General features: G+C 35.9%; 16 protein-coding genes. 3 read left to right on the top strand and 13 right to left on the bottom strand.

Features of this window, described 5'->3' with window-relative positions; translation table 11 throughout:
• Window positions 1-77: 77 nt before the first annotated feature.
• The 3 genes from AAC601_RS04020 to AAC601_RS04010 form a co-directional block, all read right to left on the bottom strand.
• Window positions 78-683 carry a carboxypeptidase-like regulatory domain-containing protein gene (locus AAC601_RS04020; protein WP_303268355.1) on the bottom strand — a complete coding sequence of 202 codons (606 nt, stop codon included), beginning with the start codon at window positions 681-683 and terminating at the stop codon, window positions 78-80.
• Between the two features lie 11 nt (window positions 684-694).
• Window positions 695-1750 (bottom strand): M42 family metallopeptidase, encoded by a 1056-nt coding sequence (locus tag AAC601_RS04015; protein WP_340152534.1) that lies wholly within the window; start codon window positions 1748-1750, stop codon window positions 695-697.
• Window positions 1751-2204: 454 nt separating this feature from the next.
• Window positions 2205-2396, bottom strand: coding sequence for a cold shock domain-containing protein (locus AAC601_RS04010; RefSeq protein ID WP_013453300.1), 192 nt, complete (start codon window positions 2394-2396; stop codon window positions 2205-2207).
• A gap of 95 nt (window positions 2397-2491) precedes the next feature.
• Here AAC601_RS04010 and AAC601_RS04005 point away from each other — a divergent pair, with 95 nt between their 5' ends.
• Entirely contained in the window at window positions 2492-2974 is a 483-nt protein-coding gene (locus tag AAC601_RS04005; RefSeq protein ID WP_340152533.1) for a histidine phosphatase family protein, read from the top strand.
• Here the strand turns inward: AAC601_RS04005 and AAC601_RS04000 are convergent, their stop codons facing one another.
• The 4 genes from AAC601_RS04000 to AAC601_RS03985 all read right to left on the bottom strand — a co-directional run bounded on the left by AAC601_RS04000 (window position 2975) and on the right by AAC601_RS03985 (window position 9704).
• Complete coding sequence (locus AAC601_RS04000) at window positions 2975-5737, bottom strand: glycosyl hydrolase (protein ID WP_340152532.1); 2763 nt, start codon at window positions 5735-5737, stop codon at window positions 2975-2977. It lies immediately after the preceding gene.
• Window positions 5738-5832: 95 nt separating this feature from the next.
• Window positions 5833-6555, bottom strand: coding sequence for a hypothetical protein (locus AAC601_RS03995; RefSeq protein ID WP_340152531.1), 723 nt, complete (start codon window positions 6553-6555; stop codon window positions 5833-5835).
• A 264-nt stretch (window positions 6556-6819) separates the two neighbouring features.
• The gene (locus tag AAC601_RS03990) at window positions 6820-8892 is read right to left on the bottom strand and encodes a helix-hairpin-helix domain-containing protein (RefSeq protein ID WP_340152530.1); all 2073 of its coding nucleotides are present in this window, start codon (window positions 8890-8892) and stop codon (window positions 6820-6822) included.
• Window positions 8889-9704 carry a hypothetical protein gene (locus tag AAC601_RS03985; RefSeq protein WP_303268345.1) on the bottom strand — a complete coding sequence of 272 codons (816 nt, stop codon included), beginning with the start codon at window positions 9702-9704 and terminating at the stop codon, window positions 8889-8891. Before AAC601_RS03985 ends, AAC601_RS03990 begins: the two co-directional genes overlap by 4 nt.
• Before the next feature lie 64 nt (window positions 9705-9768).
• Here AAC601_RS03985 and AAC601_RS03980 point away from each other — a divergent pair, with 64 nt between their 5' ends.
• On the top strand, window positions 9769-10407 hold the full coding sequence (locus tag AAC601_RS03980; RefSeq protein ID WP_303268344.1) for a toxin-antitoxin system YwqK family antitoxin: 639 nt from the start codon (window positions 9769-9771) through the stop codon (window positions 10405-10407).
• 91 nt (window positions 10408-10498) lie between these two features.
• On the opposite strand, the gene AAC601_RS03975 is transcribed toward AAC601_RS03980, so the two are convergent.
• Window positions 10499-12013, bottom strand: coding sequence for a BamA/TamA family outer membrane protein (locus AAC601_RS03975; RefSeq protein ID WP_303268343.1), 1515 nt, complete (start codon window positions 12011-12013; stop codon window positions 10499-10501).
• Between the two features lie 77 nt (window positions 12014-12090).
• On the opposite strand from AAC601_RS03975, the gene yidD reads away from it, so the two are divergent.
• The gene (yidD, locus tag AAC601_RS03970; protein WP_303268342.1) at window positions 12091-12336 is read left to right on the top strand and encodes a membrane protein insertion efficiency factor YidD; all 246 of its coding nucleotides are present in this window, start codon (window positions 12091-12093) and stop codon (window positions 12334-12336) included.
• Here the strand turns inward: yidD and lgt are convergent.
• From lgt to AAC601_RS03945, 5 genes are read right to left on the bottom strand one after another with little or no spacing between them, the layout of a single operon-like run.
• Window positions 12333-13415, bottom strand: a complete 1083-nt coding sequence (lgt, locus tag AAC601_RS03965) for a prolipoprotein diacylglyceryl transferase (protein ID WP_303268340.1) — start codon at window positions 13413-13415, stop codon at window positions 12333-12335. The genes yidD and lgt overlap by 4 nt on opposite strands.
• A gap of 52 nt (window positions 13416-13467) precedes the next feature.
• Window positions 13468-15318, bottom strand: coding sequence for an NAD(+) synthase (nadE, locus tag AAC601_RS03960; RefSeq protein WP_340152529.1), 1851 nt, complete (start codon window positions 15316-15318; stop codon window positions 13468-13470).
• 38 nt (window positions 15319-15356) lie between these two features.
• Window positions 15357-16088 (bottom strand): ribonuclease III, encoded by a 732-nt coding sequence (gene rnc / locus AAC601_RS03955; protein ID WP_303268337.1) that lies wholly within the window; start codon window positions 16086-16088, stop codon window positions 15357-15359.
• A 9-nt stretch (window positions 16089-16097) separates the two neighbouring features.
• On the bottom strand, window positions 16098-17348 hold the full coding sequence (gene fabF, locus AAC601_RS03950) for a beta-ketoacyl-ACP synthase II (RefSeq protein WP_340152528.1): 1251 nt from the start codon (window positions 17346-17348) through the stop codon (window positions 16098-16100).
• Window positions 17349-17370: 22 nt separating this feature from the next.
• Window positions 17371-17607, bottom strand: coding sequence for an acyl carrier protein (locus tag AAC601_RS03945; protein ID WP_013453317.1), 237 nt, complete (start codon window positions 17605-17607; stop codon window positions 17371-17373).
• Window position 17608: the final 1 nt, after the last annotated feature.

Raw genomic sequence — 17608 nt, 5'->3', positions numbered from 1 at the left:
AAGAAGTCAATTGTAATATTTTTACTACTAAAATATATTTTAGCCTACCCGAACTGATGATTTAGCAAGAAATAATCTTACCTCTTATTCTCCTTTTTCCAATCCCTAATAAAATTACTCCAGGTCATAGGGTTTAGGAAGTTATTAGGTGGGACTATGCCAGTCATTTCATATAACCTTGCATACCTCCACTGATCGTAATAGGGGCTATTTTGATTATATTGTTCTTCTAAAAGTCTATTTAAATCCCTTTTAAAATCGTCTAACTGTCTCTTCTGAATCTCTGTCAATTCGGTTTTAACGATGGTATTGGTAAAATAATCCGCATCAGGCAATGGATACACTGTCACCTCGTCTAAAAGTACATTTTCCCGTACCATTAATTCGATTAAAGAATAGGTCTTCCCTTCTAATAACTTTGGAATAATGAATGTGGAAGTTTGATAACCAACACTCCTAAAAGTTATAGTATCACCTGGATACGCTAAAAATGAGAAGTATCCCGAATTATCCGCTACTGTACCACTTTTTCCTTCTCCAATTAATACTGTAGTGAAAGGAACTGGCTCCATATTCTCTGCATCTAATATTACCCCGGTAATATTGATAGGGTCTTCTTCTTGCGAAAAAGCAGAAAAACTGAATAAAAACACAGACAAGAATACTAATAGGCTATTTCTCATAATATATTTTTTTAGTGGTCCCAATTATATTTATCCAAGGTCTCAAGACAAGCATTTAATAGATTAACGGAATCCAATATATCTTGTTTATGAGCCATTTCAATTACTTGATGTAAATTTCTTGTCGGGATAGAAATCGCTCCTGCTATCGCCCCATTTTTTCCCATTCGCTGCAAGCCAGCAGTATCTGTTCCGCCCGCTGTTAAAATTTCAGGTTGCCATTTAATATTGTTTCGGTCAGCGGTTTGCTTCATGAATTCTACCATTCGGTAATCACAAATGGTCATGGCATCCAAAACCTTAATGGCCGTCCCTGCTCCTAAGGAAGTCACTTTTTCATGTGCTTGAGCTCCTGGTAAATCAAAAGCAATAGTCGTATCCAAAGCAATTCCGAAATCAGGATTGATTTTGTGCGAAGCTACATTGGCACCTCTGAGCCCAACTTCCTCTTGGACTGTAAATACCGCATAAACATCATAAGGATGATTCTTTAAAGTCTTTAAAGCCTCTATCAATACGAAAACCGAAACTCTGTTATCTATTGACTTACAGTTCACACAATCTCCCATTTCAATCAGGCCTCTTTCTCGGGTCACTGCATCACCCACTGAAACGATCTTCTCAACCTCCTCTTTATTCATCCCCAGATCAATAAAATAATCAGTTGTCTTGGATACTTTATTTCTTTCTTCAGTAGTCATGACGTGTATTGGCTTAGATCCCATTACCCCAATCACATCCTTTTTTCCATGAACAATCACACGCTGAGCAGTAAGCGTTTTAGGATCAAATCCACCTAATGTGGTAAATCTTAAAAACCCATTTTCATCAATGTGGGTCACCATAAAACCGATCTCATCCATATGGGCCGCCACCATTACCTTTTTTCCTTCCGGATTGCTATTGGCTCTTTTTATGGCGTGAACATTGCCCAAGTTATCGACTTCCACTTCATCAACCAGTGATTTCACTTCATTGATCACTAAATCTCGAATTCTCTTTTCATGCCCCGGTGCTCCAGGCGTCTCACAAATTTTTGAAAGTAGTTCTATGTTAAAGTTTTTCATTTTAGCTTATTTAATTTTTCCAAAATTAATCGAATTCGGTAGTTATCAATAATTGTGAAGGAAAAGAATTGTTTTGAAAGCTGTAAAAATGATTTCAGCAAAGCTGAAAAACACTTTACCACAAAAGAATAGCTTTTACTCTTGTAGATATAAATTAGACTCCTTCTACCAAACCGTAAGGCCGTTCCTATGGAACTGATACTGGTTTTAGCGTCTCTCTAAGAATCCTAGTTCAAACAATAACAAAGCCGTTAATTTTAGATGCCTAAGCGAGATGATTTGACTTCGGTGGTGTTCCTTGAACAGGAATGAGAAATTTGTAATTATTTTTTCGCTTTAGCGAAAAGCCTTTTGTTATCTTTTGGCTCTTTTGTGGTTAAAATCAATACTGTGTAGGCACAAAAAAAGCCGATTGGCGACCAATCAGCTTTACATTCAGAATCTATAAATAGAATTATACTCTTCTGACACCAATGGCATTTAAGCCTTTTTTACCATCTGTAGTTTCGAAAGTAACTTTATCGTTTTTCTCGATATCGTCTTCTAAACCACTTACGTGAACGAAAATTTCGTTCTCTGTTTCGTCTTCAATGATAAATCCAAATCCTTTGTCTTCATTGAAGAACTTTACTGTTCCAGTACTCATAAAATAAATTGTTATTAATTATAAATTTGAGGCAATATACATTTTTTGATTTATTCTGTTACTATTGTGGCTAATTATTTTTAAGCGAAGCTAATATGAAAAAATTAATACTAATCCGTCATGCCAAGTCAAGTTGGGATTTCCCTCACCTCAAAGATTATGATCGCCCTTTAAATGATAGAGGAAAAAGAGATGCACCTAAAATGGCTCAGTGGCTATCTTCACAAGAAATCAAGGCAGATTTGATTATCAGTAGTGGTGCTGAAAGAACTAAAAATACAGCTATTGCATTTCAAGCCGTATTAAATATCCTTATGGAAATTGATGACCAATTGTATCATGCGAGCAGATCAAAATTATTGAATATCATAAAGCAAGCTAATGATGAAATCAATTGCTTGCTATTGGTCAGTCATAATCCGGGATTGAATGATTTGGCCGATTATCTGCTCTCTGGTTTCACGGATAATATTCCTACGACCGGGATTGTAAGTTTGAAATTGAATATACAAAAATGGAGCGAAGCTTCTCCTCAAAGTGCCTCACTCCATTTTTTTCAGTTCCCTAAAAATTTGTGATTACTTCACTTCAAATCCTTCCTTATGCTCTTCATTTCCTAAGGTGAATTTCAATTCATATTTTCCTTTGGAAATGAAATCATCTACTATTTTACAATTCCAGTCGAAGCTTTGGTAGCCATTGAATAATTCTTCTTCCCAAGAGCTTAGGCTTTCACCTTCTTCATTCAACACTTCAATCTTAACTTTTCCATTTTTATCGGAATCATAAAACAATGCTATTTCCATTTTTGGTAAATACGCTTTTGAATAGGGATGTGATTTTTCGCCCCAGTTTTTGCTAAAGCGAATATTATTTAAAGCGAAAGTTACTAATTTATTAACCTCATTTTGGGCTATCTTATGCAAAGGCTTCACATCCATCACATATATACTTCTGCCATGGGTACCTACAATCAAATCCAAATCCCTCGGATGAACAATTAAATCATAAGTAGCCACATTAGGAATAGCCCCCATATGCTGCCAATTTTCTCCATCATTGAAGCTGGTGTATAACCCATGATCAGTTCCTATGTAAAGCAAGCCAACCACTTTAGGATCTTCATAAATTACATTAACAGACTCTAGCGGTAAATCTCCTGCAATAGACTTCCAGTTTTTACCAAAATCAGAGCTTTTAAAAACATAATTATCAAAATTATCATTTCTATAGCCTGTCATCGAAAGATAAACGGTAGCTTCATCATGTTCTGAAGCATGAATACTACTCACCCATAAATCTGCCGGAAGGTTGTTATTGATTCTTTTAATGTTCTGGCCTTCTTTCATTAACCAAACATTTCCGTCATCAGTGCCTATGTAAACAATCCCGAACTTCAGTGGTGATTCTGCAATTTCAGTAATGGTAGCAAATGGAACATTACCTTCTTTGGCACCATTGGTCAAATCACCAGTCAATGCAGTCCATCTATCACCTTGATTTAAACTTCTGTAAACTTTTTGAGCTCCCATATAAATGATATCAGGATTATGCTTACTCATGACTACAGGTGTTCTCCAGTTGAACCTCAACCGATCTTCGCCAATGTTATGTTTAGGTGTGATATAATTTCTTTCTCCACTTTCTCTATTGATTCTGAAATAATTCCCGAATTGATAGCCAACATAAACAATGTCAGAATTTCGAGGATCAGCGCTTACAAACATTCCATCACCACCGAATATGCTTTCCCATCTACCTCTTACATTGGGAACAGTGCGAGAACTGCCAACCATGGTTCCGTTATCCTGCAATCCGCCATAAATATTGTATGGCTTTTCCATATCCACATTTACTGTATAAAATTGCCCAACTGACATGCTATTTTTATGATCCCAAGTGGCTCCTCCATCATAAGTAATGTAAAGTCCGCCATCATTCCCCAACATGATATGCTCTTCATCTTTTGGATTAATCCACATAGCATGATGATCTACATGCACATCCCCCACTGAATCTGTTCGGTTAAAAGTTTTTCCGCCATCTCTTGAAACCACTATTGGTACTCCCATGGCATAAATGATATCAGGATTTTGAGTGGCTACTCTGATCTCCCCAAAGTAGTAACCATAAGTGTAATAAACTCCAGACAAATCATAATCATGTGTTTTTTGCCATGTAGCTCCCCTGTCAGTAGATTTATAAATCACTGCCCCTTTCAAATCCGTTTCAAATAAAGCTTGATTAGCATCTCCCAAATATTCGCTCAAAGCTTTGGGCTTATAGCTTCCTGATTCTATGTCTTTTTTGACATTTACCGCATTATATCTTTCAGGAAAATTATTGTCTTTTAGATATTCATCTAGGTCCTCGTTACTCAATCTAAGGAAATCCTTAACGGGCATCTCCAAGAAATCGGCTGGACTCAAACTTTCTGAATCTTCCTTTTCTTTTTTGGTCTCTTTCTGATAATCCACTAAGGCGTATAAAATATCAGGATTGGACAGTGAAATATCCAAACCAATTCTTCCAGTAAACTCATCATCTTCCATTCCCTGCATAGAAAGATTCCAGTTTTCGCCACCATCGGCTGAGCTATAAATCCCAGAACCTTCACCATTCCCTACGAAGTCCCAGGCATATCTTTTGCGTTCCCACATACTAGCCCAGAGCAAATCTGGGTTCTCAGGATGGATTATTAAATCAATGGCACCAGTTTTATCATCTATAAACAAGACCTTTTTCCAGTTATCTCCGCCATCAGTGGTTTTATAAATACCTCTTTCTTCATTATCAGAATATAAACCGCCCATAGAAGCTACCCAAACCGTATTCGGATCTTTAGGGTGAACCACAATTCTACCTATGTGCTGACTGCCTGGTAAGCCAATGTGCTTCCAGTTTTTGCCTTTATCAATAGATTTATAGACACCAGAACCGGCATAACTACTTCTACTGGAATTGTTTTCTCCAGTCCCCACATATAGAATATTTTCATCACTTGGAGCTAATGCAATATCCCCTATGGTCAATGCACCAACATTGTCGAAAATAGGATCAAAACTCACTCCATTATTTTTCGTCTGAAACAGTCCGCCAGAGGCGTAGGCAATGTAAAATTCTTTTATATTTTTTTGATTAACGGCTATATCCACTATCCTAGCACCTTGAATTACAGGGCCAACATTTCGTGCTGGAAAGGATTTCAAACTTGATGATTCTGCTAATTTTTTTCTACCTTCAATGCCTTGTAATATTGAATTGGCATCGGTTGGTTGAACCTGAGCAATCAGAAAGGAAGGCACAAGTAAAACAAGAAGAACGGCTAATATTCGCTTCATAGTAATTGAATTTTGTATTTGACGAATATCGAAAATTCCTATCAATTATCAGGTTTAAAGTTTATGATCGGAGATTATCTTGGATGATTTGAATTTTAGTCATTTTTTTTAAAATACACTCTTACCTGCGGCTGGTCGTAATTATCAGTTTCCTTTTCATACCAAAGCGTATTATTAGCTATATTAAACGAAATAAAAGATTCATCTTGATCCTTTTGTGCAAAAAAGTCAACCTTTGTCAATGAACTATTCGCTTCCCAATAACCAACATTTTGATCACCTTTTTCACTACCATTATAGAATTTACCATTATCAGAAAGAAGAATCCAACGGTTTGGAAAGGCATACTTATCAGTATTATTATAACCATTTACGGTTACTTTGTCAAGAACCCATTTCCCCACTAACGCATTTGGGTCAGCTATTTCAATTTTGGGTAATTTGGCTTTTCTATTTAAAGTAATACGGAAATGATTGCGCTTGTCAGTCAAATAAACCAATTCATCTGATGCCTTAACACTCCAGGTCTTTATATCATCAAAAGGGCTTCCATTCATCATTACTAGTTCATTTTTATCTGGCTTTATCATCCAGCTTTTTTCCCTTGTGGTATCTAATAGCCCTACTTGATAAGAGCCTTCTTCTTTAAAAATCAGATAGCGCGTATTGGCATCCAAGTAATCATTGATCATTTCGTGCCCATTTGCTTTTACCGAAGCCACGTACCAATTACCCATCAGCATTTCCGGAGGCGTGCTGTATTTGCAGGCTGAAAGCATGAAAATCATAAAGACTACAATTAATAAGGATTTTTTCATTCACCTAAGAGTTCAAAAACATATAATAGAGTACAATTTATTCAAGAAAAAAGTTTTGCGGAAATTAAATGGGATTTTATTTGACCAATCGCTAATCAGATGCTTAAGAAGTAAATGACATTTTTATCAATAAATTTCATAGCATCTAAGTTCCAAAAGAATGAACTTTTGGTAACAGCTACAGAAATACAACACAAAAATTCCAAAGGAATGCGGATTATATTTAGGTTTAGAAATCCATTTTTAACTGATTTTAACTAACCTCTAAAACCTCATCATCATCTGCACTTTTACCTCCGACCTGGTATCCCCCTCTATTTCTTCATTACCAGTTCCTACAGTAAACTGATCCACAAATCGAAACTGGGCATATCGAGCCCACATTTGCAGTTTCTTTGAAAATTTATACTGCAAAAGAGCATAAGATCGACTTCCCACATTTTGATAGGCCGGGATTGAGAACGCATATAAAACATCCTTCTCATAAACATATTGCCTATTTTCGAAATCGTCAGTGTCAAAAATAGAATATCGTGTACTTAACCGAAACCTTCCGAAGTCAAAATTAACATCCTGAATTAAGGCCATCCCAGTTGAATATTCCCCTTGAAGCAAAAATTCACTAAACTGTGCTCTGGTTTTTAGTGAAATAATACCTTTTGGTCTGACATCTAAATTTAAGATGTAATTTCTTTTCTCAGCTGTAGACAATCCATATAGGTTGGGATTATCCTCTAGATCTACATTCCGCTCTTTATTTTCAACTCTCGCTTGAGCATATAATTTTATTTCTCTACTAAACCGATAAGTAACTCGACCTAAGAACTCATTTCCTATGGATGGTCCATCAGCACGAAATCTAAGCCATGGGAAATTAAAACGATCATAATATCCGGAAAAAGTCAGTCGTTTGAAGGGTTGAAATTTTATTCCCCAGTAAACGCCTTGCTCATTTATATTCCTAGTACTTTCGCCAAAAGCGGTCCCATAAAATGTATGAAAATCTCTATCATAATTCCTTACGATAAAGCTGGTCTGCAGACTTGGAGTGATCGAAGCGATAAAACCACCTATGGCCCCAATTCCTCCAGAACTACTGATGGCGCTTTCCCCAAATAAATGAAAATTACGCCAATAATAATTAGCAAAAAGGCCATAATTCTGATTTTCAGTTCCACCAAATTCAAATTGATTATATTTATTAGGCTGGCGAAAAAATGGTCGATCATAAATAGTATGTATATAATTTAAACCAATATTCAAGTTTTCCCTTTCGGTATTAAATAGTAGATTACCTCCAAAATTCTGCGTGTTGATAGCATTTTTTCCGGCTAACTCATCTTCAGTCCGATGAAAACCAGTCAATCTGATGGAGGTGAAAAACTCTTCAGCACTTCTTGCTGAATCTGAATCTAAATTTCCATTGATCGGATTATAGCTATAGAAGGTGGTCAAATCCAAGAAATCATTCAACTCAATTGTGGTGGCAATCCCTCTAAAGAAATTAGTCTCCAGCACGGAGGTGTAAGGTAAAACACCAAGATTACTTCTACGTGCTGTTGCTACCGTTTGACTCCCCTTGCCTATTGCGAAGCCAGCACCAAACAATAAAGACTGCCCAAATTGCAACTGATAGTCACCAACAACGATATTCTTTAACCTTCCCTGATTTTCCAACTGTGCATGAAAAGACCAATAATCCATCCCGTATTGACTATGACTGGGATCCCATTTAAATTGTTCTCCTGCATCTTTTTCAGTTGTAAACCCTAGACTAAAATCATCTGTGTGCTTTACTCTGAAGCGGGTGTAAACTCTATATGGATCACCTAAATATTCTCTATCCCGTTCTTTTGTAGAAATATATCCTCGCCTCTTTTCTAGCGTTCTGTCAGATCTAATAATTAAATAATTATTCTCTTCATTTAATATTCTTTGTAATAATGGTCTATTATCAGCTTGTAAGCCAGTTTCTCGTACGCTTACAAAAGGAAGAATTTCGTCTATAGTTTCCAGATCAAATTCAGGAATGGACTGAAGTTCATAAATACTTAGCAATTTTCCGTTTTTTGCTCTGTGCGTCAAAAACTCATTTATTTGAATATTGGAAAGCAATAATATTGATTGTAAATCTTGACGCGAGGCAATATTTAGGTTGATTGGCGATTGGTAAAGTTGAAACAAAGCTTCATAAATATCTTCATAATTGGTATTCTCGTCTTGCACTGAAAAATTACGCTCAATAAAATCTTCTAAGTCAAACTCTTGGGCTTGCGAATTAAAAGGATTGGCTAGTGCTGAAATGAAAAGTATTATAGTAAAAAATGAAATCTTCATTTCGCATTCAATTTATAGTGCATAGAAACACTATGTGAAAATCCCATTTCCGCATGATTACTAAGGGCATAATCCCACTGAAAACTCAGATACTGAAAGCCTAGCCCATAGAAGGACTGAAATGAATTACTATTTAGTCCTGTCCGTAAATAGAATTTGTCTAAGAAATTATATTCTGCACCAAGCTTTAGTAAAGTTGTTTTTAAAATATCCTTTTCAGCTTCCGCATTTATCATGAAATAATCTCTTGGTCTGTAGGATATTCCCAATTTCAATAAAGTGGGAACTCGTTCTTCAGTTTTGGCATTTAAGCTAGACTGAGTAATATTCAAGGCTTGAGCACCAATTGCCAACTGTGGAGTTAACATAGCGATTCCACCAAAATCAACAGAATAGCTGCTTCTAGTACCTAAATCCTGTACCACATACTGAAGATAATTGGTCCTTCCTCCAATTCTAATTATTCCAATTTCAGTAGCATATCCTAGCGAGACTTTATGCTCATTATAAATATCATCCCCAAAGCGGAAAACATTGAGAGATGCATGACCGAAAGGCAGTTTGCTGGTGATACCGACTGCCATAAAATCCATGCCCGGCATGCTAAATCTGTTTGCATAAGTGGCTCCAACTTCAAAACTATTAGTAGAAGTAATTCCTGCAGTATTTTGAAAAGAGGCCCAGTAACCGTCTACAGTGACAGAGGCATCCCCCATGCCAATCCCTCGACTTGATACTGGGGCGTATATAGATTGCGCATGAGTTTTAAGAGATATAATCAATAAAATGGGTATGAGGTTGAAAATTTTCATGCACTTAATACAAATTATAAGCTCAAAGTGATTAAATTAGCTAGGAGCCTAAATGAAAAATAAGTTGAAAAATTATAAAAAATATTGTGCATACGCAATTTTTGTTCTAAGCTTTCCGACTGAAATCTTCGCTCAGCTTGATTCAATATATTACGATTCTGGAGAGCTAAAAGCCTTTGGTGAACTTCAAAACAACGCAAAACATGGACATTGGAAGTACTTCTATCCCAATGGCGAAATAAATGCAATAGAAAAATATCAAGATGGCAAACTAAATGGCGAGATTATCAATTACTATCCGAACGGACAGATTTCCTCCGAAGAAAATTGGCTGCATGGAGAATTGGAAGGTAGATCAGTTTATTTTTTTGAAAATGGTCAGGTTGAAAAACAGGGGGAATATTTAGATAGTAACTATCACGGACAGTGGGATTTTTTCTATGAAAACGGCAGATTACGACAAATTGGAAATTATCAGAAAGGACTACCAGATGGTCCGTGGCAATTCTTCAATAAATCAGGTCAAATTATTCAAACAGGCGACTATCAAAATGGGAAAGAAGATGGGCTATGGCAATACTTTGATGATAAGGGAAGAAAAACCTACGAAGGATATTATAGTAAAGGTGAAAAAATAGGGAATTGGTATTATTTCAACAGGTTTGGGAAAAAGAAAAAGGTTGATAAATCAGATATTAAATAGAGTCTACGCTTTAAATAGGATTCTGATTTGTATTTCTTCGTTTTACTTTTTTAGTAACCAGTGCTTTTGAGTAAATAAAATTTTCTTAAACTTAAATACCAGATTTCACATTAATGAAAAATCCTCCTTCATTTAAAGCATTGATAGAATATTCAAACCTCACAACTGCATCATAATAAGTTACAATATCTAATCCGGCACCATAACTATATATATACCTATTGGATAAGAGTGGGCTCACAGTAGTTTTGCTGCTTTGGGGCAAATTATTTTGAACGTAAGCATGATCATAAAATACTTTAAAATAAGCTGCAATCGGAACTTTTCTAAATTGTTTTAATGGCATCAATCTTCCTAAATTAGCTTCAATTGAAAATAGCCTTTTCTTAAACTCAGTTTTATTCATTGCGTAATGCTGACCTTGAATAACATATAGCTCATAGCCTTTCAAGAGATTATTAGCAAAACCCAATCCCTGCATAGAATTATAAGGTTGAAAGCGCGGGAAACTAGTATAGCCAGTGAATGAAGAAGCTATATTAAAGTTATATTTTAGGGGCTTAAAATAAGCCAAGTGTGCTTGTATATTGCCTTGGTTGATATCATTAAAAATTCCTAAGCCCATTTTGGTAAATCTCCCGTCAATCAAAAAGCCTTTAAGGGGGTAATTATTACGATCCCTAAAATCTCTCCTAAAAATATAGGATAAACCAATATAGTTTTGCTCTACCTCACCATTTCTCCCCAAATAGTCCTCATTGAATTGAAGAACTTCCTCGAGGATCGTAGTTCGCGAGTAGGTTAACCGCATGGTGTGCGTATTGTAGTACGATTCTCTGTAGTTGAAAACCAAATTGCTAGTAAGTGTATTTGAGATGATTTGCCTTTCACCATCGTCTCCGAATATACTGTCCGCATCAATAAACAGGCGTTTATTAGCAATATTTGTATAATCAATTTGATCTAATTCACTGAATGAAAAGCTTAAACCCATACCAAAAGTTTGATCTTTATTTAAGTAGGGAATGTTATAACCAAAATAAAAACGCCTTTTAAAACCGAACTGTGCCATTGCTGACAAACGCTCATTTAACCCCCGAACATTGAACTGATCAAACTTAAAACCATATTCAAATCGATCAGTGGCTGCATTCTGATTGAATAGCCAGTCACTAAAGTTCCTATCCGCTAGTTTAAAGATGACGCTCGGCCATATATACCACCTCTCCTCTACGAAGAATACAACTTTAATATTATTTTCGCTTCCTTCTACAAATTCCAGCTCAGCTCTGACACTATTGAACAAACCAGTATTGAAAATCTTATTTTCATCAAGCTTAATCAAGTCTTTCAACTCCCTAAAAGGATAGCTGACGTTAGCTTGGATATCTATTTCTCGGGTAATAATCCTTCGTTTTGTTTTCTTATTCCCCCTAATTTCGATTTTTTCTAAAAAAAGAATTTGATTTTGGAGGCTATCTTTGGTTCTGTTAACTACTTCAAGTCTTCCTAAATCAGTTTCAACCGTCACTTGACTTTTTGCGTTATGAGAACTTAGTACTGGGAAAATGACACATAGCAGACTAAGCTTGAATATAAATTTCAAGGAAAGCTTAAGATTTGACTCGATATTTAAAGATATTATTTTAATTTCTTACTAATTTTAATTCATAAAATTTGAACTTGGGACAAAACAAAAAGTATCAATTAACAAAAATCGTACGAAAAATTGCTGTGTGGCCAGTATTGTTTTATCAGTATGGTATATCACCTTTATTTCCTTCTTCCTGTCGTTTTACACCCACCTGTTCAGAATATACTAAACAGGCTATATTAAAACATGGTTTATTTAAAGGTTCGAAATTATCAGCAAAACGGATTTCGAAGTGCCATCCATGGGGTGGATCTGGTTTTGACCCTGTTCCCTAAATTCCTTTCTCAGCTTTAAAAGATTGAAAAATAAAATAAAATCCAGCCAATACCAATGGAATACTTAACCACTGCCCCATGTTAAGGACTAGTCCATCCTCAAAAGCTACCTGGTTTTCCTTAATAAATTCATAAAGAAATCTCAAACCAAAACAAGCAATCAGGAAGATACCAAAAAGTCGGCCGTCTGCCAATCCACTTCTGTTTTTATTCCATAAATAAAACAATAACAAGAAAATCAGTAAACATGAAATGGCTTCATACAATTGGGATGCATGTCTAGGGACTCCATCTCCGTAGGTTGTCACGTAAATAAAACCACCTTTTTGATTATAGTCAAATTCAGTATTTTTTGAAAATTTTACATGCTGCCGAATATTATCTTCTTGAAGTTTATTTAACAATTGGGTCTCAGAAAATCTTTTCACATCCTCCAATTTATTTTTATCATTATAGGCCACAATCAACTTCACAGGATGTTCAAACTCGCTTTCAAGAGAACCTTCAATCAATTTCGATTTACTAACACTTTCAATTTCAACATCCTCTATGGCAGAAGCAAGATAACTTAATCTTAATTCAACTTCTCGCCCAAAAACAACTCCAAACGATTTGTCAGTAGGACTACCTATGATTTCAGAATTCATGAAGTTGCCTGTTCTAATTAAGGCACCCGTAATTGCTACTACTATCACGATTCTATCCAGAATCCATAAATAGCTTATGTCTTGATATTTTCTTGAGAATAAATAGAGTGCTATTAAAATGCCTGCGGCACCACCATGACTTGCTAAACCACCTTCCCATATCTTCAAAATGTCTAGGGGATTACTTAAATATCTCACTGGTTCATAGAAAAGGACATGTCCTAATCTAGCTCCAATTATAGTAGCCACAACCATATAAAGGGTTAAAACTTCAACTTGCCTCTCTTTTTTCCCTTCTTTTTTAAAGATGTAAAACATTATTTGTTGAGATATAATGAATCCCAGGGCAAAAAGTAAACCATACCATCTTAATTCAGTAAATCCCAAATCAAGAATGTAAGGCTTCGGTGACCATACTATGTAGCTAAGCATATTCTATTTTCGTTTAACACAAAATTAGGGTAAAATGAGAAATCTCAATGATTTATTCTGCTTTTTCCAGATCTTCAAGTTCCTCTTTGAATGAAGATGACAAAATAGGAAATCTACACCAAGTTTTAGGATCTACATTATAGTCGTCCAAATGAAAGGAAACAGCAATTCTTTCTCTCTTCCATTGATTTTTTGTCCATAACTTAAAAAACTTTTGAACGGAAGATTTTAGACTACTCAGGTCTCCGCTCCAAGACGATTTGATTTCTTTATAGACACCTAATGGTGACAACCTCTCCCGTATCGCCAATTCTTCTATCCTTTGCAATAATGGATATGGCATTAAATCTGTTTCATCGGATTGAGATTGATCCTCAGGTCTTAGTTCAGCAGTAGGCTGTAAGCTGTTAACATAGCTTAAACTTTTATAAGATAAAGTCTTCTCAGCCCACTTTAGCCATTGAATAATAAAAGGCTTATCAATAGCCGCGATAGGCGCTATACTTCCACTAGTATCTCCATCCATCGTGGTATAACCAACACTTCCTTCACTCCTGTTTGAAGTAGTTAGTAAAAGCGCATTGTTAATATTTGCTAAAATCCATATAATGGGTGATCTAGCTCTGGCTTGAATATTTTGAAGTGCAATATCATCTTCGCTCCAGTTCAATTTTCTTCCAATTTTCTCGGATATTTTCTCGGTATAACTTTTTACTTCTTCATCGATTCCCCAATGATAGAAAACTGCACCAATTTCTTCTGCAAGTTTTTGAGCAGACTCCAATGTAGCGCTACCTGAATTTTCTGTGCTTTGATAGGCAGTGGCGAATATCCGATTAGCGATTTCCTTTCTAGCATTCTGTTTGTTTTCCAATTCCGAAAACCACACTGCCTTATGAATCTTCTGTAGAAATAGTTCTAATCCCAATTCCTCTATCCCTGAACGGATCATTTCTGCAACCAAAACTGCTGAAGTGGATGAGTCAGCTCCCCCACTCAAAGATAAGACAAAACCATTACTATGACTTTTTCTTAAATAATCGAATAATGCCAAACTCACCGCCTTTGTGAATTCTTGATTTGGATTTGATTCAAAGTTTGCAGCAATCTTTGAGTGCTCTTTTTCTGTATCCCAAATTCCTAGCTGATAATTTTTAAAAGACAGTAATTCATTTCTGAACTTTAGCTCTCCATCCTTAGCAATCATTAGTTCACCATCATAGATCATCCTGCCGGCTTCATTTCCTAATAAGTTTGCATAGATATAAGTACAATTATAATCTTTAGAACTGCTCACAACCAATTCCTGTCTACTTAAAGATTTATCAATAGCAAAATGACTTGCAGAGGGATTTAAAATTAAATTAACTCCTCTTTTTCTTAGCCTATTGGCAGGTCTATCAACTCTCCAAGCATCTTCACAAATCTCAAATCCAATAGTATAATGTTCAAAATCAATCGTATAATCACCGATTGGGATTTCTTCTCCATTTAAGTTTAAAGTATCCTTCCTGTTGACCTCCCATTCGGTAAACCACCTGGGTTCATAATGAACACCATCCTTCGCTAAATTTTGTTTTGGAATGATGGATTGTATAGTTCCATCTTTGCAAAAAGCAATGCAATTATATAATTTACCCTCATGTTTTATTGGTAATCCCGCAGTAAAAGCCAAAGCCGGAGCAAGTGGCAGGATTTTTTCAGTTAAGGTTCTTAAAGCTTTCTCCCACATCCAATCACTCAGAAAAACATCCTCGCAACCATAGCCACAAATACTTAATTCAGGAAAGCACAATAACTTTACCCCCTGTTTTTCAGCATCCATCAATGCCTCTAAGATGTTTTGAGTATTACCTTTCCAATCTAATGGGATTTGATTAAGAGTTGCGCCTGCAATTTTCATAATTATGGTTTTATAACAACAAATTAAACTATCTGTTCCTAAGACAGTTTTAATTTCTGACAAGCTTTAAAAGCAGCATTCTGCTCCGCTTTCTTCTTATTGAGTCCAGCCCCTTTAGCAAACTTATCACCATTGATTATAATAACAGCTCTAAATTCCTTTTTCATCCCTTCTTGTTTATAATCTTCAATATCGAATCTTATAGATTTATTTTCCTTTTGTGACCATTCAATTAGAATACTTTTATAATTGGTATTATTTTCAATTATTTCATCTAAATCAAAATGCGGGATCAGTAATTTATTGATTATAAACGTCTTGCAGAACTGGTATCCTCTATCGATATATACTGCACCAATAAAGGCCTCCATCATATCGCCATAGATTGACTTAAAATGGTATCGGTTTTTGGAAAAATCAGATTCCAACATTTGGCTGATACCAATTTTTTTAGCCAATAAGCTCAATGATTCTCGGTTTACTAATCTAGAACGTATCTCGGTAAGAAAGCCTTCATCCTTAAAGGGATATTTTTTGAAAAGATAGTCCGCCACTACAGCTCCTAATATTGCATCCCCTAGATATTCAAGTCTTTCGTTTGAAGCCCTAAAGCCATTGGGAAGAGTTTTAGCTACACTGGAATGCTGTGTCACCAACTGAAATAACTCTAAACGAAAAGGCTTGTAGCCAACAATTGATTTAACTGTAGCGACAAGCCTTTTGTCTTTTTTTGATAATTTTTTGAATGAAGTTAAAAATCGCCTAATCAAGGTCGGAAATTAATCTAACTTCTTAAGTAAGATAGAAGTATTATGCCCACCAAAACCAAAGGTATTGCTTAATACTGTTTTTACTTTTCGTTCTTGCGCTTTATTAAATGTGAAATTCAATTTTGGATCGAATTCCTCATCATCTGTAAAATGGTTTATAGTAGGTGGAACCATTTGCTTCTCTAAAGCAAAGATACAAGCTAATGCTTCAACTGCCCCAGCAGCACCTAATAAATGCCCAGTCATGGACTTGGTCGAGCTAATATTTAAATTATAAGCATGATCCCCAAACACATTTTTTATAGCACTGGACTCACTTAAATCTCCTAATGGAGTAGAGGTTCCATGCACATTTATATAGTCCACCTCAGAAGCATCAATTTGAGCATCATCCAAGGCATATTTCATTACGTTTGTAGCTCCTAATCCTTCTGGGTGTGGTGCAGTCATATGGTGGGCATCAGCAGACATTCCACCTCCAATAACTTCTGCATAAATTTTAGCTCCTCTGGCCACAGCATGCTCATATTCTTCAAGAATCAAAGCCGCACTACCTTCGCCTAAAACAAATCCGTCTCTGTCTTTGTCAAATGGACGAGATGCCGTACTCGGATCATCATTTCTTTCTGACAATGCTTTCATGGCATTAAAGCCACCGATCCCTGCTTCGGTTACAGAAGCCTCAGAGCCACCAGATATGAATATATCAGCTTTTCCAAGACGGATATAATTGTAGGCATCAATTAAGGCATTCGTTGCCGATGCACATGCAGATACTGTCACAAAATTTGGACCTCTAAATCCATATTTTATGGAGATAAGTCCTGCACAGATATCAGAAATCATTTTGGGAATAAAAAATGGATTGAAGCGCGGATTTCTATCGTTTGATACAAAGTTATCTACTTCATCTTGAAACGTTTTTAACCCCCCGATTCCTGAGCCCCAAATCACTCCTGCCCTGTCTAAATCTATTTTTGATAAGTCGAGTTTAGAATCTTGAATTGCTTGCTCTGCCGTAATCATTCCGTACTGAGTGAATGGATCCATCTTTCTAGCCTCTTTTCGGTCTAGATAATCCTCAGCTTGGAAATTTTTTACCTCGCAGGCAAATTGCGTTTTAAATTTGGACGCATCAAATTTAGTAATGGGACCGGCTCCACTTTTTCCCAAAGCAAGATTCTCCCAGTATTCTTCGACAGAATTACCAATAGGTGTTAATGCACCCAGTCCCGTTACAACTACCCTTTTTAAATTCATAAAAGAATTTTGAGCTATTAAATTATTTTACGTTTTCTTCTAAGTAAGAAATGGCCTGTCCAACAGTACCAATGTTTTCGGCTTGATCATCAGGAATAGAAATATTAAATTCCTTTTCAAACTCCATGATCAACTCCACTGTATCCAGTGAATCTGCTCCCAAATCATTGGTGAAACTTGCTTCTGCAGTCACTTCTGACTCTTCTACTCCTAGTTTGTCAATGATAATTGCCTTTACTTTCTGTGCTATTTCAGACATT

The organism is uncultured Marivirga sp., from assembly GCF_963974845.1.
Taxonomy (GTDB): domain Bacteria; phylum Bacteroidota; class Bacteroidia; order Cytophagales; family Cyclobacteriaceae; genus Marivirga; species Marivirga harenae.
This window is presented reverse-complemented; position numbering and strand designations above follow the sequence as displayed.